Source organism: Robiginitalea biformata HTCC2501 (genome assembly GCF_000024125.1).
GTDB classification, from domain to species: domain Bacteria; phylum Bacteroidota; class Bacteroidia; order Flavobacteriales; family Flavobacteriaceae; genus Robiginitalea; species Robiginitalea biformata.
This window is the reverse complement of record NC_013222.1, coordinates 1,683,132-1,707,059: the sequence shown is the minus strand read 5'-3', so window position 1 is coordinate 1,707,059 and position 23,928 is coordinate 1,683,132. Positions and strand designations below refer to the sequence as shown.

Annotated in this window: 25 protein-coding genes and 1 tRNA gene; 13 read left to right on the top strand and 13 right to left on the bottom strand. The window is 53.5% G+C overall.

Features of this window, described 5'->3' with window-relative positions; all coding sequences use genetic code 11:
• Positions 1–78 precede the first annotated feature (78 nt).
• Positions 79–273 carry a hypothetical protein gene (locus RB2501_RS07590; protein WP_015754183.1) on the top strand — a complete coding sequence of 65 codons (195 nt, stop codon included), beginning with the start codon at positions 79–81 and terminating at the stop codon, positions 271–273.
• A 34-nt stretch (positions 274–307) separates the two neighbouring features.
• Here the strand turns inward: RB2501_RS07590 and pyrF are convergent, their stop codons facing one another.
• The 6 genes from pyrF to RB2501_RS07560 form a co-directional block, all read right to left on the bottom strand.
• Positions 308–1,126 carry an orotidine-5'-phosphate decarboxylase gene (gene pyrF, locus RB2501_RS07585; protein WP_015754182.1) on the bottom strand — a complete coding sequence of 273 codons (819 nt, stop codon included), beginning with the start codon at positions 1,124–1,126 and terminating at the stop codon, positions 308–310.
• A gap of 71 nt (positions 1,127–1,197) precedes the next feature.
• The gene (gene prfA / locus RB2501_RS07580; RefSeq protein WP_015754181.1) at positions 1,198–2,274 is read right to left on the bottom strand and encodes a peptide chain release factor 1; all 1,077 of its coding nucleotides are present in this window, start codon (positions 2,272–2,274) and stop codon (positions 1,198–1,200) included.
• Between the two features lie 84 nt (positions 2,275–2,358).
• A complete protein-coding gene (locus RB2501_RS07575; RefSeq protein WP_187289188.1) occupies positions 2,359–3,351 on the bottom strand; it encodes an FAD:protein FMN transferase in 993 nt (330 codons plus the stop codon).
• A 131-nt stretch (positions 3,352–3,482) separates the two neighbouring features.
• A complete protein-coding gene (locus RB2501_RS07570; protein ID WP_015754179.1) occupies positions 3,483–3,911 on the bottom strand; it encodes a QcrA and Rieske domain-containing protein in 429 nt (142 codons plus the stop codon).
• A gap of 60 nt (positions 3,912–3,971) precedes the next feature.
• Positions 3,972–5,150, bottom strand: a complete 1,179-nt coding sequence (locus tag RB2501_RS07565) for an AIR synthase related protein (RefSeq protein ID WP_015754178.1) — start codon at positions 5,148–5,150, stop codon at positions 3,972–3,974.
• A 92-nt stretch (positions 5,151–5,242) separates the two neighbouring features.
• Positions 5,243–7,417 carry a glutamine synthetase III family protein gene (locus tag RB2501_RS07560; protein ID WP_148214315.1) on the bottom strand — a complete coding sequence of 725 codons (2,175 nt, stop codon included), beginning with the start codon at positions 7,415–7,417 and terminating at the stop codon, positions 5,243–5,245.
• A 211-nt stretch (positions 7,418–7,628) separates the two neighbouring features.
• Here RB2501_RS07560 and RB2501_RS07555 point away from each other — a divergent pair, with 211 nt between their 5' ends.
• Positions 7,629–8,642, top strand: coding sequence for a glutamine synthetase beta-grasp domain-containing protein (locus tag RB2501_RS07555; protein WP_015754176.1), 1,014 nt, complete (start codon positions 7,629–7,631; stop codon positions 8,640–8,642).
• Between the two features lie 154 nt (positions 8,643–8,796).
• On the opposite strand, the gene RB2501_RS07550 is transcribed toward RB2501_RS07555, so the two are convergent.
• A complete protein-coding gene (locus RB2501_RS07550) occupies positions 8,797–9,744 on the bottom strand; it encodes a calcium/sodium antiporter (RefSeq protein WP_015754175.1) in 948 nt (315 codons plus the stop codon).
• Positions 9,745–9,882: 138 nt separating this feature from the next.
• Between RB2501_RS07550 and RB2501_RS07545 the strand changes: the two genes are divergently transcribed.
• The 4 genes from RB2501_RS07545 to RB2501_RS07525 all read left to right on the top strand — a co-directional run bounded on the left by RB2501_RS07545 (position 9,883) and on the right by RB2501_RS07525 (position 14,226).
• Positions 9,883–11,364, top strand: coding sequence for a serine hydrolase (locus RB2501_RS07545; RefSeq protein WP_015754174.1), 1,482 nt, complete (start codon positions 9,883–9,885; stop codon positions 11,362–11,364).
• 2 nt (positions 11,365–11,366) lie between these two features.
• Positions 11,367–11,732: a BlaI/MecI/CopY family transcriptional regulator gene (locus RB2501_RS07540; protein ID WP_015754173.1), complete on the top strand. Its 366-nt coding sequence runs from the start codon at positions 11,367–11,369 to the stop codon at positions 11,730–11,732.
• A gap of 1 nt (position 11,733) precedes the next feature.
• Positions 11,734–13,539 carry a M56 family metallopeptidase gene (locus RB2501_RS07535; protein ID WP_015754172.1) on the top strand — a complete coding sequence of 602 codons (1,806 nt, stop codon included), beginning with the start codon at positions 11,734–11,736 and terminating at the stop codon, positions 13,537–13,539.
• 534 nt (positions 13,540–14,073) lie between these two features.
• On the top strand, positions 14,074–14,226 hold the full coding sequence (locus tag RB2501_RS07525; RefSeq protein ID WP_015754169.1) for a hypothetical protein: 153 nt from the start codon (positions 14,074–14,076) through the stop codon (positions 14,224–14,226).
• A 73-nt stretch (positions 14,227–14,299) separates the two neighbouring features.
• Here RB2501_RS07525 and RB2501_RS07520 read toward each other — a convergent pair whose 3' ends face one another.
• Positions 14,300–14,812, bottom strand: a complete 513-nt coding sequence (locus RB2501_RS07520) for an adenine phosphoribosyltransferase (protein WP_015754168.1) — start codon at positions 14,810–14,812, stop codon at positions 14,300–14,302.
• A gap of 76 nt (positions 14,813–14,888) precedes the next feature.
• Between RB2501_RS07520 and RB2501_RS07515 the strand changes: the two genes are divergently transcribed.
• Together RB2501_RS07515 and RB2501_RS07510 are read left to right on the top strand one after the other, a co-directional pair.
• Positions 14,889–14,962 (top strand) — tRNA-Arg (locus tag RB2501_RS07515).
• Between the two features lie 194 nt (positions 14,963–15,156).
• Positions 15,157–15,357, top strand: coding sequence for a hypothetical protein (locus RB2501_RS07510; RefSeq protein WP_041327069.1), 201 nt, complete (start codon positions 15,157–15,159; stop codon positions 15,355–15,357).
• A 68-nt stretch (positions 15,358–15,425) separates the two neighbouring features.
• Here RB2501_RS07510 and RB2501_RS07505 read toward each other — a convergent pair whose 3' ends face one another.
• From RB2501_RS07505 to RB2501_RS15790, 5 genes are all read right to left on the bottom strand, one after another.
• Positions 15,426–16,889, bottom strand: coding sequence for a serine hydrolase domain-containing protein (locus RB2501_RS07505; RefSeq protein WP_015754166.1), 1,464 nt, complete (start codon positions 16,887–16,889; stop codon positions 15,426–15,428).
• 257 nt (positions 16,890–17,146) lie between these two features.
• Complete coding sequence (locus RB2501_RS07500; protein ID WP_015754165.1) at positions 17,147–17,560, bottom strand: hypothetical protein; 414 nt, start codon at positions 17,558–17,560, stop codon at positions 17,147–17,149.
• A gap of 10 nt (positions 17,561–17,570) precedes the next feature.
• Entirely contained in the window at positions 17,571–18,413 is an 843-nt protein-coding gene (locus RB2501_RS07495) for an NmrA family NAD(P)-binding protein (protein WP_015754164.1), read from the bottom strand.
• 62 nt (positions 18,414–18,475) lie between these two features.
• The gene (locus RB2501_RS07490) at positions 18,476–18,967 is read right to left on the bottom strand and encodes an anthrone oxygenase family protein (protein WP_015754163.1); all 492 of its coding nucleotides are present in this window, start codon (positions 18,965–18,967) and stop codon (positions 18,476–18,478) included.
• A gap of 100 nt (positions 18,968–19,067) precedes the next feature.
• A complete protein-coding gene (locus RB2501_RS15790; protein WP_015754162.1) occupies positions 19,068–20,057 on the bottom strand; it encodes an AraC family transcriptional regulator in 990 nt (329 codons plus the stop codon).
• Positions 20,058–20,248: 191 nt separating this feature from the next.
• On the opposite strand from RB2501_RS15790, the gene RB2501_RS07480 reads away from it, so the two are divergent.
• The 5 genes from RB2501_RS07480 to RB2501_RS07460 all read left to right on the top strand — a co-directional run bounded on the left by RB2501_RS07480 (position 20,249) and on the right by RB2501_RS07460 (position 23,771).
• Positions 20,249–20,851, top strand: a complete 603-nt coding sequence (locus tag RB2501_RS07480) for a Crp/Fnr family transcriptional regulator (protein ID WP_015754161.1) — start codon at positions 20,249–20,251, stop codon at positions 20,849–20,851.
• 44 nt (positions 20,852–20,895) lie between these two features.
• The gene (locus RB2501_RS07475) at positions 20,896–21,540 is read left to right on the top strand and encodes a hypothetical protein (RefSeq protein ID WP_015754160.1); all 645 of its coding nucleotides are present in this window, start codon (positions 20,896–20,898) and stop codon (positions 21,538–21,540) included.
• 21 nt (positions 21,541–21,561) lie between these two features.
• Entirely contained in the window at positions 21,562–22,014 is a 453-nt protein-coding gene (locus RB2501_RS07470) for a DoxX family protein (RefSeq protein WP_015754159.1), read from the top strand.
• 5 nt (positions 22,015–22,019) lie between these two features.
• Positions 22,020–22,556, top strand: coding sequence for an NADPH-dependent FMN reductase (locus tag RB2501_RS07465; protein WP_015754158.1), 537 nt, complete (start codon positions 22,020–22,022; stop codon positions 22,554–22,556).
• 96 nt (positions 22,557–22,652) lie between these two features.
• On the top strand, positions 22,653–23,771 hold the full coding sequence (locus tag RB2501_RS07460; protein ID WP_015754157.1) for a type 1 glutamine amidotransferase domain-containing protein: 1,119 nt from the start codon (positions 22,653–22,655) through the stop codon (positions 23,769–23,771).
• The last annotated feature ends 157 nt before the right edge of the window (positions 23,772–23,928 follow it).

Genomic DNA, 23,928 nt, shown 5'->3' with positions numbered 1-23,928 from the left:
TGATTAATAGTTAAATACCTCCTAAGCCCGAAATCCATGCGCCGGATTTCACCGTATATTTGAAAGAAACTGATGGCTATGGAAAATCAATATTGCAAAGTAGGCGCAATCACCCCTGTGGCAGAAGACCACCAGGGCATCCACATGTTGGAATACCAGTACAATAATTTTGTCCGCAAGGCGGCCGAAGCGGCCCAGTCGGATGCGAACCTCCGGGAATTCTTTGAACTGAAAGCGAAGAAGATCCAGCGGATGCTGCAGAGCCTTATCTGAGCTTCCCGCTTCTCATACCGGCAATCCGCAGGGGTCAGTCCCCGGCGAGAATTTTTGCCATCTGCTCCCTTATGGACGCAGCCTGCTCCGCAGCGCGTTCCGCAAAATCCGGCCCGTTCCCCGCATAGATAATCCCCCTGGAGGAATTCACCAGCAGGCCCACCTGCCCGTTCATCCCATATTTGCAGACATCTTCAAGGCTCCCGCCCTGGGCGCCCACCCCCGGTATCAGCAGGAAATGATCCGGCACCCGCTTGCGGATGGCTGCCAGGTACTCGGCTTTGGTAGCACCTACCACAAACATCAGGCGTTCGGAACCCGCATATTCGAGGCTGGCAGATAACACCTTTTCATACAGGGCTTCGCCGCCGAATGTCCCCGTCTGGAAGTCAAAGGCACCCGGGTTGGACGTAAGGGCCAGCAAAATCACAAATTTATCCTCGAATGCCAGGAAGGGCTCCACCGAATCCCGGCCCATATACGGGGCCACGGTGAGGGCGTCAAAATCCATTTCTTCGTAAAACGCCTTCGCATACCGCGTGGAGGTATTCCCGATATCCCCTCGCTTGGCATCCGCAATGGTAAAATGCTCCGGACAGGTGGCATTCAGGTACCCGATGGTCCGCTCCAGCGACTGCCATCCGCGGGCCCCATAGGCCTCGTAAAAGGCAGTATTCGGCTTATAGGCAACGCAGTAATCGCGGGTGGCGTCGATAATGGCTTTGTTGAAGGCAAAGATCGGGTCTTCTTCCTGGAGGAGGTGCCGCGGGATCTTGTCCAAATCGGTGTCCAGGCCCACACAGAGAAAGGACTGTTTCTCCCGGATGTGGCTGGTTAGCTGTTCTGTGGTCATCGTTGGAATTTGGTCGATTGGTCTTTACTCATCGGGGGGAGTTGGCCGGTTTGTCTGTGGGGGTTGCCGCCCTACAGAATTTCGGAGGCCTCCCGGAGCTTTTCGGTGTTCTCCACCAGCATGAGCTCGTCGATTATTTTCTGGATGTCCCCGTTGATGATATTCTGCAGGTCGTAGAGCGTGAGGCCGATTCGGTGATCCGTTACGCGCCCCTGGGGGTAGTTATAGGTACGGATCTTTGCCGACCGGTCCCCGCTGCTCACCTGGGAATTCCGCTTAGCGGCGTCCTCTTCCTGTTTCTTGGCCAGTTCCATGTCGTAGAGCCTGGAGCGCAATACCTTAAAAGCCTTGTCCTTGTTTTTATGCTGGGATTTTTCGTCCTGGCACTGGGCCACGATCCCCGTGGGGACGTGTGTCAGCCGTACGGCGGAATAGGTGGTGTTCACGGATTGCCCCCCGGGGCCAGAGGAACAGAAGTAATCGATGCGGACGTCCTTCGGGTCGATCTGCACGTCAAAATCCTCGGCTTCGGGCAGGACCATTACCGTGGCCGCACTCGTGTGCACCCGGCCCTGGGTCTCGGTCTGGGGGACGCGCTGTACCCGGTGGACGCCGGCTTCGAATTTCAGCGTGCCGTAAACATCCTCCCCGCTCACTTCAAAATGGATTTCCTTGAATCCGCCGCTGGTCCCCTCACTCAGGTCGATAACGTTGGTTTTCCAACCCCTGGACTCGCAGTATTTCGTGTACATCCGGAAGAGGTCTCCGGCAAAAATGCTCGCCTCGTCCCCCCCGGTACCGGCGCGAATTTCCATAACAACGTCCTTGGCATCCTCAGGGTCTTTGGGGATCAGCTTCATCTTGATGGCGTCCTCCAGCGGGGGTATCGCCTCCCGGGCCTCCTCGAGCTGGAGTTTGGCCATCTCGGCCATTTCCGGGTCGCTCCCGTCGGAGAGGATCTCCTCAGCTTCCGAGATGCGATTTTGCAATTGGATATACTTCTCTCGCATATCCACGATCTCCTTTAAATCCTTGTATTCCTTGTTCAACTGGATGTACCGCTTTTGGTCGGCGATAATGTCCGGTTGGATGATCAGGTCGGAGACCTCGTCAAAGCGTTGCTTTACAATATTCAGTTTATCGAGCATGGGCTGTTGGGATTCCCTGCGAAGTTACGATTTTTAGGGAGATTTTCGGGGGGATCTGCAGTGCCCTCACCGCCCCCGGCCAGGCTACTCGCGGCTCAGCGACAGGCCGCTGGTCCAGTACATGATCCCCGCATCGTCCACGATCACGGCCTCGGTATCCCCCAGGTATTCGATCAGGCGGATCCCGTTTTCCGGCCCCAGGACGCAAAGCGCGTGGGCAAGGGCACTGCTCAGTTCTGCGTTTCGAGCCAACACCGTAGCCTGCGCCACCCCTTCTGCCGGAAAGCCGGTGTGCGGATCCATGATGTACCCGTAGGTGCGATCGCCGCTCCGTACAAACTGGGCATCCGTACGGACGATGGATACGGAGGATTCAATAAGCGGCACCCACCGGAGGATTTGGCCGATATTGATCGGGTCCGATATTCCGAGCAACCATTTATCGCCCGACCCCCGGGTACCCCACGCCGACAGGTCGCCTCCCGCCTGGATGGTGCCCCCGGGCACCTGTTTATCGAGCATCCGGTCCTTGGCCCGGTCTACGGCATACCCCCGGCCAATGGCGTCCAGGTTGATCTTCATCCCTTTTTCCGGCAGGTAGGCGGTCCGGTTCCCGGCATCCAATACGAGGTTCCGATACCCCACCAACGGCAAAACCCCGGCCACATCTTCCGCACCCGGGATTTGCGCCATGGACCCGTCAAAACGCCAAAGGGTATCCAGGGCAGCATCGGTGATATCGAAGGCGCCGGAAGTCAGCTCGGAGATCTGTATCGCCCGCTCCAGCAAACTATAAATCTCGCGGGGCACGCTTACAGGCTGCAGGCCCGCATTGGCATTGATCGCATGGGTTACGGATACGGGATCCCGGCTGGATATCCAGCCCGCCACCTGCCGCATTTCGGAAAGCGCCTCTTCGATATGGATAAACCCGATTTCCTCGTTTTCCGCTGTAACCGTTACGGTTACCTCGGTCCCCAAAAGGCGCTCCGTCCTGCGGACGGTCACCAAAGGGTCCTGTTGCCCCCATACCCCCGGGAGGGCGAATAAATAGAGCAACAAGGCAGCTGATCTCACATATCTCGGTTTAAGCAATTCAAAGGCGGTGAAGTCCGTCCCGCAGCCCGGAGCCCGATAAACCCCCGGAGACGGGGTGGCTCAGTGGGCCGGGGGGTATACGCTCCCCGGGGCCGGTCTGATTGGCCGGGTTATTCAAAGACCCGCAACTGGTCCCCGTTTAACGCAGTCTGGAAAATCTTCAGCGGGTTGCTGGTTACGCTGTTCAGAGGCGTCCCGTCCTGGGCAAATTGCGAGCCGTGGGTTGCACACTGGAAAATACCGCCCTGGCTTTCGACAAAGCGGACTTCGGGGGTCTGCTGGTGGCTGCAAACCTGGCTGGCGGCGACAAAATCTCCGGCAAGGTTTCGGGCAATCACCACATAGTTACGTATGATGAAATCGCCGTTGCCCGAGAGCGCATCCCCGTCCGGGCCGCTCAGGTCGATGGTGAAATCCACCCCGGTGGGTACCGGCTCGGTTTCCAGGCCGGGCCCCTTGGTACATCCCTGTACGCAGGGAAACGCCACGGCAAAGGCGGCACCGGCTCCCAGCGTCCTTAAAAATTCTTTTCTCTCCATGTAATTAGCAATTAGGCAATCCCCTCCTACCAGAACGGTTTTATCAGAAAATTCGTATGCCTAATATTCGAAGTGTCCCTTATCGCTGCGGATGGTGAGTTTCGGGCGGTCGTATTCTTCCACACGGCCGATGATACGGCCTTCGATCCCAAAGGTCGAGGCGATATCGATCAGGTCCTGTGCACAGGTTTCCGGCACATAGAATTCCAGCCGGTGGCCGCAGTTGAACACCTGGTACATTTCCCGCCACCCCGTACCGGATTCCCGTTGGATGAGATCAAACAAGGGGGGGACCGGAAAAAGGTTGTCTTTGACAACATGCAGCCCGTCGATGAAATGCAGGATTTTAGTCTGGGCACCGCCACTGCAGTGCACCATTCCGTGGAGTTCCTCCGGGCCGTATTTCTCCAGGATTTTCGCAACTACAGGGGCATAGGTGCGGGTGGGAGACAGCACGAGTTTTCCGGCGTCCAGGGGCACCCCTTCCACCGGGTCCTGCAGCCCGACACTGCCGCTGTACACCAGGTCTTCAGGCACTTCGGGGTCAAAGCTCTCGGGAAATTCCCCGGCGAGGTCGCGGTGGAAAACGTCGTGGCGGGCCGAAGTAAGGCCATTGCTGCCCATCCCGCCGTTATAGGTTTTTTCATAGGTGGCCTGCCCGAAGGAGGCCAGGGCGACAATAACATCCCCCGGGCAGATCCGGGCATTGTCGATAATCCGGTCGCGGCGCACGCGGGCGGTCACGGTGGAATCCACGATGATCGTCCGGACCAAATCGCCCACATCTGCGGTTTCCCCCCCCGTGCTGTGGATGTGCACCCCCCATTCCCGGAGGTCGGCAATCAGCTCCTCGGTGCCCTGGATAATCGCGGCAATAACCTCCCCGGGGATCTTGTTGGCGTTGCGGCCGATGGTGGAGCTCAACAGGATGGAATCGGTAATGCCCACGCATAGCAGGTCGTCCAGGTTCATCACCAGGGCATCCTGGGCAATCCCTTTCCAGACGGAAAGGTCGCCGGTGCGTTTCCAGTACATGTACGCCAGGGAGGACTTGGTCCCGGCCCCGTCCGCATGCATCACGATACAATACTCCGGGTCGCCCCCCAGATAGTCCGGCACGACCTTGCAGAATGCCTTGGGGAACAATCCCTTATCCACGTTGGCAATTGCTTTGTGGACGTCGTCCTTGGTGGCTGATACCCCGCGCTGGCTGTAGCGCTCCGATGCGTTCGACCCCATGTGTTGGCGTTTGGTTCTCAATTCGGTTTGCGGCAAAAATACGAGAATACTGCAGAACCCCGCCATCCGGCAGGCGGGAATACCCGGCCTGTTTATTTGATGAACAACAGGTCCCGGTACTTGGCCAGGGGCCACTCGGTATCGGAAACCATCCGCTCCAGCCTGTCGGCGTGGTAGCGAATCTCGTCAAAATACGGCAGGACGGACTCGCAGTAGGCCCTGGCCTTTTTTTCGATATCCTTCATCCCGTTGGCCCGTTTGCGCGCCTCGTTCATCGCATCGGTCTTTTTCCGGATAGCCTGCAGGTGTTCCGCCAGGTGTTCCAGGATCCCCAGCTGGGCCTCCGCCATCGTTTTGTGGGCCGCCCCGTAGACATCTTTGAGCCCGGCGATGTTCCGGAGCAGGCTGTTCTGGTAGGCCACCGTGGCCGGAATCACCTTGTTGTACACCAGTTCGCTGAGTACCCGTCCCTCAATCTGGGTCTGCAGGATATAGGTTTCCAGTTCCACTTCCTTCCGCGCCCGGACTTCCTTTTCGGTGAATACGCCCATGGTCCGGAAAAGCTCCAGGGATTCCGGGGCCGTAAGCACCTGCAGGGCCTCCGGGGTGTTGCGGTTATTGCTGAGTTTGCGTCGCTCCGCCTCCTTCTGCCACTGCTCGCTGTATCCGTCCCCGTCAAACCGGATCCGCTTGCTGCTCTTGATGTACTCCCGGAGCACGTTGAAAATGGCCTCGTCCTTTTTCAGTTTCTTTTTGGTGATCAGTTTGTCCACCTCGGATTTAAACTCCCGGAGCTGGTGGGCGACGATCGTGTTGAGCACGGTCATTGGCTTGGCGCAATTCGTCTTGGCCCCCACCCCGCGCATTTCGAATTTATTCCCGGTAAAGGCAAAGGGCGACGTGCGGTTCCGGTCCGTATTGTCGAGCAGAATTTCCGGGATCTTCCCGACCACATTCAGCTTGAGCTCGGTTTTCTCCTCCGGGGACAATTTTCCCTTGGATACGCCTTCGAGTTCGTCCAGTACGTCGGTGAGCTGCTTCCCTACAAATATCGACATGATGGCCGGAGGGGCTTCATTGGCCCCCAGCCGGTGGTCGTTGCTGGCCGAGGCGATGGAGGCGCGCAGCAGCTCTTCATAGCGGTCTACTGCCTTGATCGTATTGACGAAGAAGGTGAGGAATTGCAGGTTCTTCATCGGGGTGGAACCCGGGCTCAGCAAATTGGTTCCCGTATCGGTGCTCAAGGACCAGTTGTTGTGTTTTCCCGAGCCGTTGATGCCCGCAAAAGGTTTTTCGTGAAACAGCACGCGCAGGCCATGGCGAACGGCCACCTTGTCCATGACGTCCATCAGGAGCAGGTTGTGGTCTACCGCCAGGTTGGCCTCCTCAAAAACGGGGGCGAGCTCGTACTGGTTCGGGGCTACCTCATTGTGCCGTGTTTTGACCGGGATGCCCAGCACCATGCACTCGGCCTCCAGGTCCCGCATAAACCGGAAAGCCCGGTCCGGGATCACCCCGAAATAATGGTCGTCGAGCTGCTGGCCCTTGGCGGCCGCCTGGCCGATGAGCGTCCGGCCCGCCAGGATGATGTCGGGGCGGGAACGGGCCAGTTCCGCATCGATCAGGAAGTATTCCTGTTCCCAGCCCAGGGTGGCGTTCACCTTGGACACGTTTTTGTCAAAATAACGGGCCACCCCGGTGGCCGCCTCGTCAACGGCATGCAGGGCCCGAAGAAGGGGCGCTTTGTTGTCCAGGGCTTCGCCTGTATAGGAGACAAAAATCGTAGGGATACAGAGTGTGCTGCCGTAAATAAAGGCCGGGGAAGTCGGGTCCCAGGCCGTATATCCCCGGGCCTCGAACGTATTGCGGATTCCCCCGCTGGGGAAGCTCGAGGCATCCGGTTCCTGCTGGACGAGTTGCCCGCCGCCGAATTTTTCGATGGCGCGCCCGTCCGGCAGCAGGTCAAAAAAAGCGTCGTGCTTTTCTGCCGTGGCCCCGGTGAGGGGCTGAAACCAGTGGGTGTAATGGGTGGCCCCTGCGGCAATCGCCCAGGCCTTCATGGCCTCGGCCACCTGATCGGCAATTTTCCGGTCGATTTTTGAGCCGGAAAAAATGGCGCCTTTAACGCTGGCAAATGCCTCCCGGGTGAGGTACTGGAGCATCCGGTCCTCGTTAAAAACGTGTTTGGCAAACGTCTCGGAACGCCGTTCCGCCCGGTATTCCTGGTGGTATCCGGTCTCCCGGGGCCCTGTATTCTTATGGTTCATGGCGCGTGGTTTCTGTGTAGCCGGTAAAATTACGCAATTCGTATAATTTTCATTAAATATTCCATTTTTTTCAATATCCCCCATCAAAAAAGGGGGTGTTCATAATAATGCATGTTATCTTGATAAATTACCCCCCTTGGATTGTGGAGGGCAAGTGAATTATTATATTTTTGACGGTCGAAAAAAAGTATCAATAAAACTATTTGGAATCATGAGCAAAGCAAAATTAGAGTATATCTGGCTGGACGGATACACCCCCACGGCCAACCTCAGAAGCAAGACCAAGATTGAATCCGACTTCAGCGGAAAACTCGAGGACTGCCCGATCTGGGCGTTCGACGGGAGTTCTACCAAACAAGCCGAAGGCGGATCGTCCGATTGCCTGCTGAAACCGGTCGCTATCTACCCGGACCCGGCCCGCAAGAATGGCTATCTGGTTATGTGCGAGGTCCTCAACCCTGACGGCTCGCCTCATGAGACCAACTCACGCGCCACCATCGATTCCGACGCAAACGACGATTTCTGGTTCGGTTTTGAACAGGAATACTTTATCATGGATTCCCATACAGACCTGCCGCTTGGCTTCCCGCACGGGGGCTACCCGGGGCCGCAGGGCCTGTATTACTGCTCCGTTGGCGGAAAGAACACGCACGGACGCGAACTCGTGGAGCGCCATGCAGATTACTGCCTGGAGGCCGGCCTGAACTTTGAAGGCATCAACCAGGAAGTGGCCTGCGGCCAGTGGGAATTCCAGATATTCGCCAAAGGCGCCAAAACCGCCGGCGACCAGATCTGGGTTGCCCGGTACCTCCTGGACCGCCTGACCGAAGAATACGGCTGGTACATCGAATACCACCCGAAACCGGTCCGGGGAGACTGGAACGGAAGCGGGATGCACGCCAATTTCTCGAACACGCTCCTGCGTACCTGCGGATCCAAAGAAATCTACGAGAAGGTATGCGAGGCTTTCCGCCCGGTAACCAAAGAGCACATCGCCGTTTACGGAGATGAAAACGACCTGCGCCTCACCGGCCAGCACGAAACCCAATCCATCGACGAATTCAGCTACGGCGTCTCCGACCGGGGAGCATCCATCCGGATCCCGATCATGACGGTTGAAAAAGGCTGGAAAGGCTGGTTGGAAGACCGTCGCCCGGCATCTAACGGCGACCCTTACAAGATTGCGGCCCGCATCATCAAAACAGTGGAAAGCGCCGACGTCTAGTAAAGTTCCGTTACCAGGACTTTAAACTGTTCATATACGTACGATCGCAATCCCGGCCCCTGGCCGGGATTGTTTGTTTGGGACGGCTGTTCCCCGGGTGCTTCCCCAGCCGGAGTCAAGGGCCCGGGTAAGGTCGTTACCGCCCCGGGACAGGCTACTGCAGCGTAGACCAGAGGAAGGCCCCGTAGCATGCCAGCAGCACGATTCCGTCCCGCCAGCCGAGCCGCAACCCCTTCGGGAAGAAGACCAGGGGCAGTACCAGGAAGCTGATCCCCAGCATCCAGAACACATCCCGGGTCAGCAACCTGTCGTCCAGCACCGGGACAGGCGCCAGGATGGCCGTGAGCCCGAGAACCGCCAGGAGGTTGAAGATGTTCGACCCGATCAGGTTACCCACCGACATGGCTTTCTCCCGTTTGGCCATGGCGATGACCGAGGCCGCCAGTTCCGGGATGCTCGTGCCCACGGATACTACCGTAATCCCAATCACCCGATCGCTGACGCCCAGGTCCGCTGCCAGGCTCGTGGCGCCCCGTACCAGGAGTTCGGATCCGGCCCAGAGGGCGACACCCCCAACCAGTAACAGCAGGGCCATCTTATACAGTGGCAGGGGCCTGCGGGCAACGGGGAGTTCTTCAACCACGGCGGGTTTCTGGAACCGGAGCAGGTAAATCAGGAAAGCAAACAAACATCCTACCATTATCAGGCCTTCACTGCGGCTCAGCCCGGGACCCGAGGCGAGGAAAAAATAAAACAACAAAGAGGCGGCCATCATCACCGGCCAGTCCGTTACATAAAATGCCGGGCGGACATTTACATGCCCGATCAGCAGGGTCACCGCCAGTACCAGGCCCAAATTGGCCGTATTGGAGCCAACCACGTTGCCCAGGGCGAGGTCCGGGTAGCCCGCCAGGGCCGCCTGGGCGCTGACGATGAGTTCCGGGGCCGAGGTGGCCAGGGAAACCACGGTCATCCCAATCACGATCTTGGGAATGGACAGTCGCAGGGAGAGTTCCACCGCCCCGCGCAGGAGCCAGTGGCCCCCTGCAATCAACACTACCAGCCCGGCAAGGACCAGTATTCCGTCAACCAGTACGTCCATGGAATCAAAGATAGTACTCCTACCGGGATGCCCGACTGCCTGCAGCGCCAGGGTTTTAGCATATTTTAACTATATTTTTAGTTGGGTAACTATTTTTTTAGTTATGTTTGTTTCGCAATCATCAAAAAACGAACAGCCATGCCAACTGCCACATCTTCTCCCTCCCGGAACAGGCTGATTTCTTTCCCGGGGTCCCTGCCAGCTCTGGCCTGTGGAATCCTGATGGCCTGCGCCTGCGGCGGTCCCACCGGCAACTCCAATGACCTGGCCTCATCAACCGGTCTGCCCGAAGGGTTTGAATCGAAAATCGACCAGGTTGTGGCCGACTACCGGGATCTGGAGATTTTTTCAGGCGTTGTCCTCGTAGCCCGCGAAGGAACCCCATTTTATGAAAAAGCATTCGGCCTGGCCGACAGGGATCGCAACATCCCGAATTCCCCGACCACCCTCTTCGACATCGGGTCGATGAACAAAACATTTACTTCGGTGGTGGTCAAGCAACTGGCCGAAGAAGGGAAACTTAACCTCAGCGATAAGCTGGTGGACTATATCCCGGGTTGGGAAGACCCCCGGGCTTCGGACATTACTTTGCTGCACCTGCTCGAGCACCGATCGGGCTTCGGGGATTACCACTCCAGGGGGTATTTTGACCTGCCGCTGGAGGAGCGAAAGCTCGGGCCGATCGTGGAACGCGCCAAATCAACGCAATTGTTGTTCGACCCGGGAACGGGGGACGAATATTCGAACCTCGGCTATGTGATTTTGGGCGGGGTCATCGAAAAAGCGACGGGACGGTCGTACTTTGAGGAAGTCCGCGAGCGGATTGTGGAGCCCCTGGGCATGGAAAACACGTATCTCACCAATCTGGACCGGGTGGCCGACCGGGCGGCGAAAGGCTACCTGTATACCCCCCTGGGCGTCCTGGAGGAAAACGAAGCCGTACAGGACCTGCCCAACCCGGATGGCGGATTTTTATCCACGGCACGGGACATCCTGACTTTTTACCATTCCTATTATTACGACACACTGCTCCTCTCCGCCAAAACACGGGAAACCGATCCCTTTTTTCAATATATCCGCGAATTACCCGAAGGCCGGGCAACCGGAGCCGCCGGGGGCTTTGAAGGCTTCAACTCGGTGTTCCTGCAGGTTATCAGCGACGATTTGAGCATCCTGGTACTGGCCAATATGGACGAGCCCGTAGCCGAACGCATCGGGTCGGATATCCTGGCCCTTTACAGGGGTGAAGAGCCGGCCAAACCCGTCCTTCCAGCAGTCCAACTAGTGCGCCAAAATTACCTGGAACACGGGGTTGATTATGTGAAAAACCACTTCGACAGCCTGACGGTCAATTTCCACCCGACCGACCCGAAAGACCTTATCCTGAACCAGCTGGGATACGCCTTCCTCTACGGGGCAGACGATCCCGATCGGGCCGTGGAGCTGTTCCGCCTCAACACGGAACTCTTCCCCGAAGTCGCCAATTGCTGGGACAGCTACGGGGAAGCCCTCCGGGCCGCTGGCAATACGGAGGATGCCATGGCCGCGTACCAAAAAGCCCTGGAACTCCGGCCCGGCCTGGAATCCGCCGAAACGGCACTTAACGAAATGAAGCGATAAACATGCAAAAACTCACCAACAAGGAAGAAGAAGTCATGCAGCTACTCTGGAAGCTGGAAAAAGCCTTTGTCCGGGAATTGCTCGACGCCTTCCCGGGGCCTCGCAAACCGCATTACAACACGCTCTCCACCATGGTGCGCAACCTGGAGGAGAAAGGCTATGTCTCCCACGAGGCCTTCGGCAATACGCACCGGTATTACCCGCTGGTGAGCAAGGAACAGTACCGCCGCAAGTTCATAGGCGAAACGGTAGCGGATTACTTTGACCACAATTACAAAAGCCTGGTATCCTACTTCGCACGGGAAGAAAAAATCTCGGCGGACGAACTCCGGGAAATCATCGACCTGATCGAAAAAAAGAAACAATAATATGGAAGCATTCAGCAATATGGGGGCATTCGGTATTCTGGAAGCATTCAGCAACGTCGAGGCACTCGGCATGTACCTCCTGAAGGCATCCGCGATACTCGCGTTGTTTCTGGGTACCTACCACCTGCTCCTGAGGCGGGAGACGCTCTTTACGGTGAACCGGCTGTTTCTGGCAGGCGGGATGCTGGCCGCCCTTACCCTGCCCCTGGTGACATTTACCCGGACCATCCGGGTAACCCTCGCCCAGCAACCGGCAGTAACCCTGGACCCGGTACCATCGCCCGCAAATGCGGGATTGGCCGGCTTTCCCTGGGAGAATTTCCTGCTGGCCGCCTACCTGGCCGGGGTTGCGGCCCACCTGCTCCTCATCCTTTTCCAGCTCTGGCGGATCTTCCGGCTGGTGCAGACGTCGAACACCGTGCGCGAGGAGGGTTTCCTGTACGTTCCCACCCACCGCACCCAGGCCCCGTTTTCTTTTTTCCGCTACATCTTTTACAACCCGGACCAGCACAGCCAGCGCGAACTGGCGCTGATCCTGGAACACGAAAAAGCGCACGGCTCCCAGTGCCATACGCTGGATATCCTGTTGGGGCGCGTGGTTTCGGCTATCTTGTGGATCAACCCGATGGGCCGGTGGTACCAACGGAGCATCGAGCAAAACCTGGAATACCTGGCCGATGCCAGCGCCATCCAAAAAATTCCCAGCCTGAAAGACTATCAATACACCCTGCTGAAGGTTTCCGGCAATACCCCGGTGACCTCCCTGGTCAATGCTTTTTACAGTTCACTCATCAAAAAACGAATCCTTATGCTACACCAGAATCAATCCAAAACCACCCACATCCTGAAGCACCTGCTGATCGTCCCGGTCCTGGGGCTTTTCCTGATGGCCTTCAACACGGAGACCCGCTATGTACTGGACCGGGAAAGCCCGTCCGACTACCTCTTTGAAGGGGACGATAAAACGGTGGAGCTCACCATTTCCAAAGATACCTCGGACGAAGAGCTGCAGAAGATCAAGGACAACCTGGCATCGGACGGGATCGACTTCTCCTATACGACCGTGCGCAACGACGCGGGTGAAATCATCGACCTGAAGGTTTCCATGAGCGGCAAAAGCAGCAGCGGCAAGAGCTTCAGCGGCTCGTTCCACACCGAAACGGACAGCCCCATAGAACCCGTCCTGATACGATTTGACGACACACGCAACAGCGTCTCCTTTGGCAGTGCTGACGAGCTCCATTTCGGCCACGGCAAAAAGCACCGCGTCCGCGTACATTCCCTCGGCGACGGCGACGATTCCGATAAAGACGCCATCATCGAGATCCGTAAAATGGACGACGAAGACGGAAATGTGTTCTACTGGAATTCCGAAGGGGAAGATGATGCAGAGCACATTGAAATCAAAATCGTGGACGGGGAGAAGACGATCATTGTCGACGGGGAGGAAATGGACGAGGAAGCGTTCGGGAAACTCCACAAATCAGAAGGCGGGAAACACAAAGTCCGCGTCCACAAGATGAAGAATACGGAAACGGGCACCAACGTCATGATCCTCCGGGATTCCGACGACGAGGCGGATATGGAGATCATCAACGGGGATTCCGGCAGTTTCTTCCTCCTCGATTCCGGGAAAGGGGAAAAACCCCTCTACCTGATAGACGGCAAGAAGGCCTCCGAGAAGCAGGTACGGGAACTCGATCCGTCGGACATTGAGAAAGTTGAAGTCCTCAAAGGGGATAACGCGACAGAAAAGTACGGCCGCAAGGCCAAAGACGGGGTGGTGTCCATCACCACCAAGGATTAACAGGCTTAACCGGCCCGGCACATCCGCCGGCCAAACCACTATTTCAATAACTTGCCGGCCCGGGATTCGGGCCGGCTTTTTTTGCCCCAAAAAGACGGTTTGACGAAAAATTGGCCAAAATGGGCCTGTTTTTCCCTAGGAAACTGAAAAAATCGAAAAAAAGCGCCTACAAATCTTACAGTAATTACGTTTTAGACACTTTATATATTACTTATTATAACTTTATCCAAGATATTGTAGTTTCATATGTAAACATAAAACATCATTTTACTTACAATATCGTATTTAATTTCATTAATTTTTGAAGAATCCCTTGGCGGGACGGTCACCTTTCCGCTATTTTCACGCCACATTCAAACAAAAAACTTCTTAAAACCAAAAACAGGACCATGATTGCACTTGTCAAGTATCTCGTATTCCTAATGATCGCGCTAATCTCGATCCTGTTCTGATTGGCTGCATCTGAGGCAAAAAAAGCCGGGCCGCTCTGAGGGGAGCGGTCTTTTTATTCTGTAAGATTCCTATATTAGGAGTATGCGCAAATCTTTTTTCCGGTTCCTGGCCAAACTAAACAAGTGGTTGCTACCCTCCTTCAGCAAGCGGCAACTGGACCTGGCCAACGCCTCCAAATGGCAACTGGCCCTCATCGGGTGGCGGTACTACGTCACCACCCGCGCCCTGGATTAACCGGTTCAGCAGGGCGATCCCCGTTGCAAACCTTCCTTCAATTTTTGAGATTACACAATGGCCACGGCCACGTTCAATAGGTTATCAGACTTTTCAACGGGAAGCCGTCCAGACGCGTGCGGCCCTTCAGGAAAGAAAGTTCAATGAGGAAGTTGCACTGCACCACCTCCCCCCCGAGCTCCGTGACCAGGTCGCAGATGGCCCGGGCCGTGCCCCCGGTAGCCAGCACGTCGTCGTGCACCAGGATGCGATCGCCCGGCGAAATGCTCTCGGCGTGCAACTCAAGGGCATCCGTGCCGTATTCCAGGTCGTATTCCTTCCTGTGGATGCGATGCGGCAGCTTCCCCGGCTTGCGCGCGGGAATAAACCCGGCCCCGAGTCTATCGGCCAACAGGGGCGCAAAGAAGAACCCCCGGCTTTCGATACCCACCACCTTATCCACCTTGAGCCCATCGGTAAACGCCAACAGGGCGGCCGCAGTTTCCCGAAATGCCTTCGGGTCTTCCAGCAAGGGTGTTATATCCTTGAAAACCACCCCCTTTTTGGGAAAATCGGGAATGTCCCGGATGTAGTCCTTAAAATTCATGTATTTAGCCGCTGGGTTATTTTGCGCTAAATGTAAAAAGAAATATATTTGCATCCCTTTTTGAGGGAAATCCCAAGGCCACGTGGCGCAACTGAATAGCGCATCTGATTACGGCTCAGAAGGTTCCAGGTTTGAATCCTGGCGTGGTCACTTAAAGCGCAAACCCCGCAACACATGTTGCGGGGTTTTGTTTTTCAGGTACGCGTCAGATGCTCGCGTTATTAAGCGGTCATGGGAAACAAAAGCGCACGGCCGTTTCAGCAAATGTCCTAAAAGTTGTGAGTTTAGCGTCCGGATATACTGAAAAGAATTGAGAACTTATAGGAAAGACAAACGTACGAACCATGAAGAAGAAAGGAAAAAAGTCAAAATGGAGAGCTAAGGATAGCGCCCCCATGGGTACCAAAGGCCGAAAAGACGCTGATTTCAGGAACCAGACCACATTATCCAGGGAAAACAGGTTCCCTTGGACCACCATCATCGTCCTGATTTTGATTGTAATGACGGTCGGGTTTGTATTATTTTTTGTGGCGGGGATGAGCTAGGCAGTCAAGTTAAGCCGAATCTAAGAAAGAGGTATCAAACCAGTTCGGTTCCCTCAGACAATAAGCGCCTATTGCCTGATGTAATCACTGTTATACCCGTCAGCCCAGGTCATTCGCACATACTTCACCTCACCCGCTTGGTTCTCCAGGAATTCGAAAAGCGTGTTATTATCCGGCGAAACAAATTGGTTTTCTGCCACGGTAACCAGCCTTTTAGGAAGACCGGACGGACGCGAAAAACTCAGGGAACCCGCAACCAAATCAAACTCCAATAGTTCATCCCCACCTTTATATTTCCCAACAAACGCCTTAATTAGCGAGCTATCCATGACCATGGGATCCAATACCTTTGGCTGGAAAAAGTCCCAGCCGTATGCCGCGGCAACCGCCCGGGTGATATAACTCATCAGCGACATGCCGTTGTCGCTATTGGTCATGATGACCAGTCCCTGACGATGTACGGGGGATGCGACCATATAGCAGGTAAACCCTGAATTGCTCCCCCAATGCTCGATCAGCACATCCGGGCTTTCATCATTATATATCTTTGCAAAGCCCCATCTGGTGGACGATTTGGAAAAAACACTATCTGCCATTGTCTGAGACAGGATGGCATCCCTGCCGGTTTGGTGGTCTTCCAATAGAGTTCCTAAAAACTTAGCCAAATCCGTAGGGGTCGTCCAGATGCCGCCGGCCGCTTTATAGGGGAAGAGTTTATAAGGATAAGGCTCCAGGTCGTTGGAATATCCTGTTGCCATCTGCTGGGACAGGCGGTCCGGAACTGGCTGCTCAAAGGAACTGTAGATCATGCCGCTGGGTTCGAATATCCGTTCGGTGAGGACCGCATTAAAATCCTTGCCGGTCACATCCTCGATGAGCTTTTCCATTACGGAATACCCGGGGTTCGAATAGATTTGTTTCTGTCCGGGGACATATACCAGCGAAACCGGTGGGTCTACCGAAGGTGCTTCCCCCGCAAGCATCTGGGTGATCGTCGGCAACGTTTCGTGCGGAAAGAATGAAGACTGTACATACCGGTCAAAACCTGCCGTATGCCCCATGAGTCGCTTGAGGGTTACTTTTTCTTCTTTGGTGAATGGGTTGTCCGGTACCTGCCATCCCCGGAGATAAGTATTGACATCCTCATCCACGGACAATACTCGCTCCTCTACTAGGTCTAGGGCTGCCATGGCGGTTACGGGTTTGCTCAGGGATGCCCCATTGAACACCGTAGATGAGTTTACCCGTACGGAGTCTTCCAGATTGGCATACCCGTAGGTGCGTTGCCAGGAAACTGCACCATGGTCTATAAAAGCCATGCTGACCCCTGGAATAACATCTTCCTGCATGTGCTGCAGTATGGACTTGTAGGGATCGCTGTCCCTGAGGTAGTGCACCGGGACGAGGTTTTTTTCGATAAGATCAATTTGAGCGATTTGATTATTTAGTGAATCTTGCGAAGTGGCTTTAGGGCGATCCTTTTCCCCGCAGGCTGCAAGGAGTAACAGTAAAATCAGTAATGTCCTTTTCATTTTTTGATTGCTTCAAGATTAAAGATAAAGAAGACTACTAAATGTTACTGTGAACAGCCTGGTACCACAAAAAAAAGTGCCAGTGTAAATTGGAAATTGGATGCGGTCTTTGATAAAAATCACAATATCTATCTCTAAAAAATCAATTCTAGCAGGTTCACAAATCGCAAACCAGGGTTTGCATTTTCAGGCGGGAGCACAAAGGAAAACGGAGCGCATCGAAGGAAACGTGGTCTCACCAAGCAGCAGCTGGAAGATCATCTGCCTGTACCTGGGGCATGCTTCATTTTCACAATTGTTTGCGCATACAGTACAATCAACCCGACATACTCCAACCCAATCAGCCAGAATACCGGATCCGAGAAAAAGGAAAGGTGATCCCCGCCTGCCGGGACGATCAATACCGGGACGGTGATACAGGCGTCGAGCAGGATGGTTACCCCGAACATAAACGCACCCAGTATCAGGCCATTTATACGAAAACCTCCCATATAAAAGTAAGAGGCCCCAAGGGCGGTGGCTGGGATCAGTGCGAGGGTCAGCACCCAATTGGCCTGTGTATCGGGGTTCTCCATCAAGGGGATCATATACGAACAGACGTAAGCCGTAACGCCTATCGCCCAGACGATCAGGGCTGAGATCGTCGCTCTGAGAAATTTCATTTTTTTCATTCCGTTTGTTTTATAAGGCCTGGGGTATCGGTTGATCCCAAACGCCTGTCGCCTTCGTTTTTTCCACGTAGTCCTTAAAATCAGTGGCCTTCCGCCCCAGGACCCTTTCCACATCGTCGGACACTTCCTGGTTATCAGGATTTCCCAACACTTCTTCAAAGAGGTAGCCAAACAACCACACATAGGAATCCGGCAATCCGGCAGCTTTCATGCCGGTTTTGAACTCTTCAATGGAAATGGGTTGGTACCGGATCTCCTTTCCAATTCCGTTTGCCATGGCTGCAACAACTTCACTCCAGGTCATTTTCCGGGGGCCGGTAACCGTGATGGTCTGCCCATTATAGGTATCATCCACGAGCACCCTGGCAACTACATCGGCAATGTCATCCGCATCCACAAAAGGGATCTCGGCATCCGGCATGGGCAGGGCAACCTGTCCAGCCAGTACCGGTTCAAGGAACGCCCCTTCACTGAAATTCTGGTTGAACCAGGAAGCGCGGACCAGGGTATAATTCAGACCGGAATTAGCGACGATCTCTTCGCAGGCCTCGGCTTCTTTTTCTCCTTTGCCCGAGAGCAAAACCACCTTTTCCAGGCCTTCTTTCAGGGCTGCCTCCGTCAGGGCGGAAATAGCCTCCCTGGCCCCGGGCACGGCCAGGTCGGGATAATAAACGATATACGCCCGATCCATACCCTTTAATGCAGGGGCAAAGGTGGCCGGGTCGTCCCAGTCAAATGCGGGATGACTGTTTCTTGATCCGATTCGCACCTGATGGTCCGCTTCCTCAAGCCGTTGGGCTACCCGGCTCCCGGTTTTACCGGTGCCTCCGATAACTAATACATTGTGTTTCATCTTTATAAATATTTCTGGTTACTATTTCTTTGTGATTGCCAATCGATTCCCGGCCAAGTAGTTCATTTGAAAAAAAGTGCCAGGGAAACCCCCAGGAATGCGACTACCGCAAATACGGTCCGTATCCCGTGCAGGCGGTTCCAGCGGGTTTCGTAGTACTCCCGGAATTCCCCGATTTGCTCCGCATTCATTTGGGCGAGATCCAAAACGTCCAACTGGTTGTTCAGGGGGACATTCCCCATTGCCGTCACCCCGAATGTTCCGAGGAGGTACGTAATTGGAGCCCCCAGCACCAACCCGAAAACCAGGCGGCTGGTATGGAACTCATAGATGCTCGCCAGGCTCAGCAGAACCAGGCTTCCGAAGAAAACGAGGAAAAAGGCCGGGTTCAGAATAGCCCGGTTGATGGATTGCATGGTTTCCAGGTAGGTCAGGTCCGGGACCTTCCCGGTCCCGGGTATTACCGATACCGACCAGGCATAGAAAAAGCCTGCGGAGAGGCCGGTCAGGATGACCGAACCGAAGAGTAGGATGGTTTTGAGTGTGATGTCCATGGTTGCCTGAATTTTAACGATGTAAAACTACGGGCAACCCAACAGGCATGCTTGGCACTTTACGCCAATGTTTTGGCAGATTCCGCCAAAAGAAGAAAAACTATTTCCTGTTTCGGAATTCGAGGGGTGACTGGCCGGTCCAGCGCTTAAAGGCGCGGCTAAAGGTACTCTGTTCAGAGAAACCGGTTTCGAAGGCGATTTCCGAAATGCTGCGCCGGGGATCCAGCAATAATTCCCGGGCCACGCGCTCCTGGGTTCGTTGGATAAGATCCCGGAAGGAGATCCCGTTCTCGCGGAGTCTTCGCGTCAGGGTCCGGTTGCTCATTCCCATATGGACCCCCACATCATGGATGCTGGGAATTCCGCTGGGCAAAGCATCCTGAATAAGGTTCTCCACATCCATCGCAACCTTATTGGCCGAAACCACCAGGCCGTGGGTTTCCTCCTCCACCCGTTCCACCAGAAACCTGTTGATGCTCGCGTCCGCTTTGGCAGTCCGGGTCTCCAGATCAGATGTGTGGTACGTTATGGAGTAACCCGCCTGGTTGAAGCGTACCGAACAACTGAATGCCGCGGTATAGCTACTGATGTCGGCGGGCGGGCTGTGTTTGAAAGCTACCTGTATGGGCGAAATATCCGTTTCGGTCATGGCCCTCAAAACTACTACGGTTGCCGAAAGGGTCGCCTCGTTGGAAAGCTCCAGTCCCCTCCGGTGGGGCTCCCGGAGCAAATGGATCACGGAAGTGACTCCTTTTTTTTCCACCTTAAAAACATAGGTATCCGAAAGCAATTTAAAATAGCGTTCGCTGCGCTCAAAGATCTCCCCGGCCCAGGAACAGGTACGCCAGGAGAGGCCCAGAACCCCGTAATCTGCTATTTTCATTTGCTGGCCAACCCGGATGGCGAACCCGGGCCCCAACTCCCGGTCCAGGATTTCATGTAACTCAAAAAAATGGTCGGCGGGCACGGCCTGGATCCCCTCCAGGGCATCGTGGGGCGTCGGCAGCTGTTTCAACGCGCCTTCGCTCACGCCCTCGGCAAGCGCACAGTCTACCATTTTCCGGTACAGGTTGATCGAGATATATTTCAAAGCCAGGGAGCACTTACTGGATTAAGCATCTGTTTGCTATGATTTCCATAAGGTACAAAATACACCCGTTCTGCCGTACTTAAGGCCCGCGAAAAGACGGGTTAAATCCCTGCAGATGAAATTCATGGATTTATATGCAACCGGAAATACTAATGTCAATTACTTAACTTTAAAGAATCAACGATGCCACCTTGAATAGCGACGACCCATACAACCTGATTATAGATAATGTGAGCCGGTTTATCGATTTAACCCGGCTTGAAAAGCAAAAGTTCATCTCCCTGCTTACCCCCATAACGGTCGGGAAACGGGAATTTCTGATGCAGGCCGGTGATATCACTTCCTATGAGTATTTTATCACCAGGGGCTGTCTCAAGGTGTATACCCTGGATCTGGACGGGGTACCGCATGTTTCCATGTTTGCCGTCGAGGATTACTGGACGGGAGACATTGCCAGTTTTATGACCAGGGAGCCTACCAACTACTATATCAAGGCGATAGAAGATTCTGAAATACTGGCAATTTCCAAAACGAACCACGACTTGTTGTACCAGGAAATCCCAAAATTTGAGCGGTTTTACCGCATCCTGTATCAGCGGTCGTTAATCAGTTACATCAAGCGCAGCAACCAGGGAATATCCCTGACAGCAGAGGAACGATATGTGTATTTCAAGAAAAAATACCCCCATATCGTCAGGCGTATATCCCAAAAGGATTTGGCGGGTTATATCGGAATAACCCCTGAATTTATGAGTCAGATCGTCTCCAAAGTCAACAGAAAGCCCAAGTCTTAAACTACTTTATTTTTTTTCATGCCTCCCAGCGGGAGATTTGAAGCATGAAAAAAATAGCAACCATCTCATCCGCCTTCATCCTTGGGCTTGCCAATTATCTGAATGCGCAATTCACTCAGGCAGAGTTGTTTTCAGGATTCGACAAAACGGATTTCACCCTTTATGCCAGTTACCCCGTCAATGAGAAAGAAACCCTCAGCAGCGCAACCCTTGCCTTTTTTCAAAAATTCAATGATGAAGAAAATGAGGTGTTCGATGAGGTAGGCGTCCAACCCACCGTATTCTGGAACCTCAACAAACGCGTATCCATCGGCCCGTCCCTGTATTACAACAGTATATCGGGTTTTGCACAGCGCCTTACGGCCAAATTCACTGTAAAGACTCCCAGGCTTCTCGTGGTGGTACTCCCCACGGTGGGTCACTACCAGCGGACAAAAAGGGGGTATGCAGAAACCTTTGCCCAAATCCAGTTCAATACCCCGGTGAGCGGGAAGGTATCCCTTTGGATCAACGGTCAGTTCCTTACTGTCTGGGACAACTTGAAGCGGCATTCACGCAGTTTTCAACAATTACGGGGAGGGGTGTCCATCAAAGGGCATCAGTTCGGTATCGGGTATGACCTGGACCAATACGGCCCGAGCCCTGTCGAAAAACATTCTTTCGGTGTGTATTACCGCACCATACTATAAACCATTGTAAATAATTAAGTCATGAAAAATTATGTAAAAATGCTTTCAAAAACGAAACCAAACCTGGGGCCCACCGCGGCCCGGCTGACCCTGGGGCTGGTCATCTTACCACACGGCGCACAAAAGCTGCTGGGACTCTTTGGGGGATCCGGGTTTTCGGCTACCATGGACCTTTTGACCACCCAAATGGAGTTACCCGTAATCGTAGCTTTTTCGGTAATCCTGATAGAATTCTTTGGCTCACTGTCTTTGATCCTCGGTTTGCTGAGCAGGTTCTGGGCTCTGTCGCTGGCCGGCATGTTTACCGGCATCATTTTCACCACGCAGATCGAGCACGGTTTCTTCATGAATTGGTTCGGCAACCAGGCGGGTGAGGGATATGAATACTCGTTGCTGGTCATCGGGCTTGCATTGAGCATCCTTGTCAGCGGAAGCGGCCAATTCTCAGTAGATCGTCTCATCTCCAAAAAATAATAATCATGAAAAAAATAATCACCATCGCAGGGAGCAACAGTCAAAACTCGATCAATAATATGCTTATTGACTATACCTGCAAGTTGCTCGATGATGTTGAAGTAATCCCGATAGACTTAAATGATTACGTGCTACCCATATTCGGGGTGGACTACGAAGCAGAAAATGGGATACCCCCGAGTGTAAAAAGACTGAATGAAGTATTCGACCGCGCGGATGGTTTTATCCTGTCCCTGGCAGAGCACAACGGGTCGTACTCCGCGGTATTCAAGAACACCATCGATTGGTTATCGCGCATCAACACGAAAATCTGGAGGGAAAAACCCATGCTCCTGATGGCTACCTCCCCGGGTGGCCGGGGGGGAGCCACCGTCCTCCAGGCGGCCAGCACGTACTTCCCGTACATGGGCGCCAGCATTACGGATACCTTTTCATTGCCCTCCTTCTACGATCAATTTAAGGACGGAGAAATCAATAATGAAGGAATCAAAAAGGACATGCATTCCAAGGTCGATAAATTTCGAACAACCCTCATATCATAAACAAATTAATTGAAACGCGATTTGGATTACTCATCCTTTGAAGTAACATAAACGTGCTTTATTCGTGTTCTCCATACAATCCGAAAAAATAAAAAAATGAAAAACTCTATTTTATACATTGCCTTTTTTTTACCCATTCTGCTTCTTTCCCAAACCCATCCCGACCAGAAAAAAGTCTTGATGGTCGTAAGCAGTTATGGCAAAGATTTGGGTGCGACCCGGCCGGGATTTGAATTCGATGAGTTTTCGCAAGCCTACCAGATTTTTAAGCAAAACGGTCTTCATATCGACGTGTCCAGTCCTAAAGGAGGAAAGGTGGAAGCGGATAAGTTTAATAAGGAGAAGGCCTACAACATGGCGGCACTCGAGGACCAGAAAATTCTGGAGGTATTGGAAAATACGACAGCAACCTCCCAGGTAGACCCAACCCGTTACGATGCCATCTATGTGGTCGGGGGAAAAGGCGCCATGTTCGATCTGCCCTATGACCCTTCCCTCCAGGACATCATATTGGATCTCTATCGAAGGGACAGCACGGTGATTTCATCGGTTTGCCACGGTCCGGCGGCCTTTGTCAATGTGAAGGATGGTGACCATTACATCATCAAGGGTATTGAGGTCACCGGATTCTGTAATATCGAAGAAGAACTCTTTGGCAAGAAATGGGTTGCTGAATTCCCTTTTAAACTGGAAGATAAACTAAAATCCAGGGGCGCTGTTTTCAGCCAGGCCGATTTCATGCTTTCCCATGTAGCTGTATCCGGCAAATTCATAACCGGTCAAAATCCGTTTTCCACCACCCGGTCTGCTGAGGAGGTAGTGAAGGCCCTGGGAATAAAGCCCACTGAAAGGTCCCTTTACAAGGATGAAAAGAGCATCTACCTAATCCAAGATTTTTTGGACGAAACAAAATCCATTGCGTGGGCAGAACAGGAATTGGCAGAAAACACCGAAGCTTATGATATTCCATTGATCGCTATGTGGGGATACTACAAAATTTTAGCCTCAAAAGAAGATCAAAAGGCTTTGTTGAAAGGCGTTGAAATAGTGGAATTGACCTCTCCACATTTTTATAATGAAAACTTGCAGCTGCTACTTGCTAAAACCCATTTATTATTGAAGAACAGGGAGAAAGCAAGGCAAATCGCAAATGAATTGATTTCGAAGGAGCAATTAAAAAAGGAGGCTGAAAATCTGCTTAAAGAGATAGACTGAAACAGGTAATTCCAATTTTTTAGGTGTTGGTCAACCCGTATATTTAACTGAAAACCTTAATTTATCAGAAGCAAAAATAAGTTCCTTATCAATATAAGGATGGAAGTACCCTACCCTAGACCATTTTTCCTCTAGCACATTATAAAATCCTGTGTTT

Excerpts from the sequence above, each read along its gene's own strand:
- RB2501_RS07560 (WP_148214315.1), bottom strand. The coding sequence starts at position 7,417 with ATGAACCATAAGAATACAGGGCCCCGGGAGACCGGATACCACCAGGAA.
- RB2501_RS07475 (WP_015754160.1), top strand. The coding sequence starts at position 20,896 with ATGAAAAAAATAGCAACCATCTCATCCGCCTTCATCCTTGGGCTTGCC.
- RB2501_RS07590 (WP_015754183.1), top strand. The coding sequence starts at position 79 with ATGGAAAATCAATATTGCAAAGTAGGCGCAATCACCCCTGTGGCAGAA.
- pyrF (WP_015754182.1), bottom strand. The coding sequence starts at position 1,126 with ATGACCACAGAACAGCTAACCAGCCACATCCGGGAGAAACAGTCCTTT.
- RB2501_RS07540 (WP_015754173.1), top strand. The coding sequence starts at position 11,367 with ATGCAAAAACTCACCAACAAGGAAGAAGAAGTCATGCAGCTACTCTGG.
- prfA (WP_015754181.1), bottom strand. The coding sequence starts at position 2,274 with ATGCTCGATAAACTGAATATTGTAAAGCAACGCTTTGACGAGGTCTCC.
- RB2501_RS07555 (WP_015754176.1), top strand. The coding sequence starts at position 7,629 with ATGAGCAAAGCAAAATTAGAGTATATCTGGCTGGACGGATACACCCCC.
- RB2501_RS07535 (WP_015754172.1), top strand. The coding sequence starts at position 11,734 with ATGGAAGCATTCAGCAATATGGGGGCATTCGGTATTCTGGAAGCATTC.
- RB2501_RS07570 (WP_015754179.1), bottom strand. The coding sequence starts at position 3,911 with ATGGAGAGAAAAGAATTTTTAAGGACGCTGGGAGCCGGTGCCGCCTTT.
- RB2501_RS07565 (WP_015754178.1), bottom strand. The coding sequence starts at position 5,150 with ATGGGGTCGAACGCATCGGAGCGCTACAGCCAGCGCGGGGTATCAGCC.
- RB2501_RS07490 (WP_015754163.1), bottom strand. The coding sequence starts at position 18,967 with ATGGACATCACACTCAAAACCATCCTACTCTTCGGTTCGGTCATCCTG.
- RB2501_RS07520 (WP_015754168.1), bottom strand. The coding sequence starts at position 14,812 with ATGAATTTTAAGGACTACATCCGGGACATTCCCGATTTTCCCAAAAAG.
- RB2501_RS07525 (WP_015754169.1), top strand. The coding sequence starts at position 14,074 with ATGCGCAAATCTTTTTTCCGGTTCCTGGCCAAACTAAACAAGTGGTTG.
- RB2501_RS07505 (WP_015754166.1), bottom strand. The coding sequence starts at position 16,889 with ATGAAAAGGACATTACTGATTTTACTGTTACTCCTTGCAGCCTGCGGG.
- RB2501_RS07545 (WP_015754174.1), top strand. The coding sequence starts at position 9,883 with ATGCCAACTGCCACATCTTCTCCCTCCCGGAACAGGCTGATTTCTTTC.
- RB2501_RS07550 (WP_015754175.1), bottom strand. The coding sequence starts at position 9,744 with ATGGACGTACTGGTTGACGGAATACTGGTCCTTGCCGGGCTGGTAGTG.
- RB2501_RS07470 (WP_015754159.1), top strand. The coding sequence starts at position 21,562 with ATGAAAAATTATGTAAAAATGCTTTCAAAAACGAAACCAAACCTGGGG.
- RB2501_RS07500 (WP_015754165.1), bottom strand. The coding sequence starts at position 17,560 with ATGAAAAAAATGAAATTTCTCAGAGCGACGATCTCAGCCCTGATCGTC.
- RB2501_RS07460 (WP_015754157.1), top strand. The coding sequence starts at position 22,653 with ATGAAAAACTCTATTTTATACATTGCCTTTTTTTTACCCATTCTGCTT.
- RB2501_RS07495 (WP_015754164.1), bottom strand. The coding sequence starts at position 18,413 with ATGAAACACAATGTATTAGTTATCGGAGGCACCGGTAAAACCGGGAGC.
- RB2501_RS07465 (WP_015754158.1), top strand. The coding sequence starts at position 22,020 with ATGAAAAAAATAATCACCATCGCAGGGAGCAACAGTCAAAACTCGATC.
- RB2501_RS07510 (WP_041327069.1), top strand. The coding sequence starts at position 15,157 with ATGAAGAAGAAAGGAAAAAAGTCAAAATGGAGAGCTAAGGATAGCGCC.